Source organism: Mesobacillus zeae (genome assembly GCF_003570705.1).
GTDB classification, from domain to species: Bacteria; Bacillota; Bacilli; order Bacillales; family Cytobacillaceae; genus Mesobacillus_C; species Mesobacillus_C zeae.
Window position 1 is genome coordinate 1 of record NZ_QWVT01000079.1, and the last position, 1,077, is coordinate 1,077.

2 protein-coding genes and 1 pseudogene are annotated in these 1,077 nt (G+C 36.1%); 1 reads left to right on the forward strand and 2 read right to left on the reverse strand.

The window, feature by feature from the left end:
• Positions 1-69: 69 nt before the first annotated feature.
• Positions 70-600, reverse strand: coding sequence for a GrpB family protein (locus D1970_RS22005; RefSeq protein ID WP_119114967.1), 531 nt, complete (start codon positions 598-600; stop codon positions 70-72).
• 168 nt (positions 601-768) lie between these two features.
• Positions 769-927, reverse strand: a complete 159-nt coding sequence (locus tag D1970_RS22010; RefSeq protein WP_119114968.1) for a transposase — start codon at positions 925-927, stop codon at positions 769-771.
• A 31-nt stretch (positions 928-958) separates the two neighbouring features.
• Here D1970_RS22010 and D1970_RS22015 point away from each other — a divergent pair.
• Positions 959-1,077, forward strand: a pseudogene (locus tag D1970_RS22015) (transposase); the annotation flags it as partial.

Consider the following 1,077-nt stretch of genomic DNA (forward strand, 5'->3'; position numbering starts at 1 on the left):
AATCCGTTATAGTTCTCACAAGTGGTTTGAAATCTTGCGAATTAGCGAGCATTCACGAGTAATATGCATCTATCTGAGGGAGTTTAAAAAGTTAGTTTTTCTCCACTTCTCTGCTTTATTATCTATTGATTTTATGTAATCGTTTTTACCTTCTATATACTTTTCAATGTTGGTAGGAAATTTCTCAGCTAGACTTTGCTTTAACTGACTGTATTTCTGAGCTTCTTTTGGATGGGCAATCAAATAATCTCTAAATGTTATGTGACGAGCAATTTCGTCATTTCCTTGTTCAAAAATATGAACGTGGTGGGTTCTGTTGTTACCTTTACTAAAAAAACGCCTGTTAGAAATTCCATATTCTCCGTGAGCATCGTAGCCCAATTGTTCCATCTTATCATTAAATTTATCAACTTTACTGATATTAGCTACTTCAACCATAATATCAATTATTGGTTTAGCATTAATATTTGGTATTGCTGTACTTCCAATATGATAAACATTTAAAATTACATCACCTAACACATCTTTAATTTTATCGCTCTCCTCTTGAAACATCATGAACCATTCCTCTTTATGTGGGGATATCTCAACTTTTCGCATAATAATCTCCTCGTAAAAAATTCCTAATATAGTATTTAAATTCTATCCTATATCCACTTAATCCTGCTAGTTTCGGAAGGTCTTTACTGCCCCGATCATTTCAGGAATTCCTGATGCTTCAACCAGTTCACAAAAGGCCAATAGCTTCTCTTTCACCAATCCGATCTTCTATTGTCCTCTTTCCTTGGCATTGGAAAACCAGACCCGGTAGGCTTCTTTAAGCTGACAGGCAGTCCTTAGTTCACCGGACAGTTCAAGGTATCGATTTAGATGCCATTTCTCTTCTTGGCTGAGCTTTCCAGAGTCTTTATGAAAGACATACTTCATCCTCCTGCAAAGAAGTAAAAATTGAAAAGACTCTATTCCCGGAATAGGAGAAAAAATCGCCGCCACGATTATTTCTGAAGTCAGTGAAATAGATCGGTTTAATCACCCAAAAAAGTTCGTTGCATTCGCTGGTGTTGATCCAAGTGTCTA

Coding starts and splice junctions, on each gene's coding strand:
- D1970_RS22005 (WP_119114967.1), bottom strand. CDS start 600: ATGCGAAAAGTTGAGATATCCCCACATAAAGAGGAATGGTTCATGATG.
- D1970_RS22010 (WP_119114968.1), bottom strand. CDS start 927: ATGAAGTATGTCTTTCATAAAGACTCTGGAAAGCTCAGCCAAGAAGAG.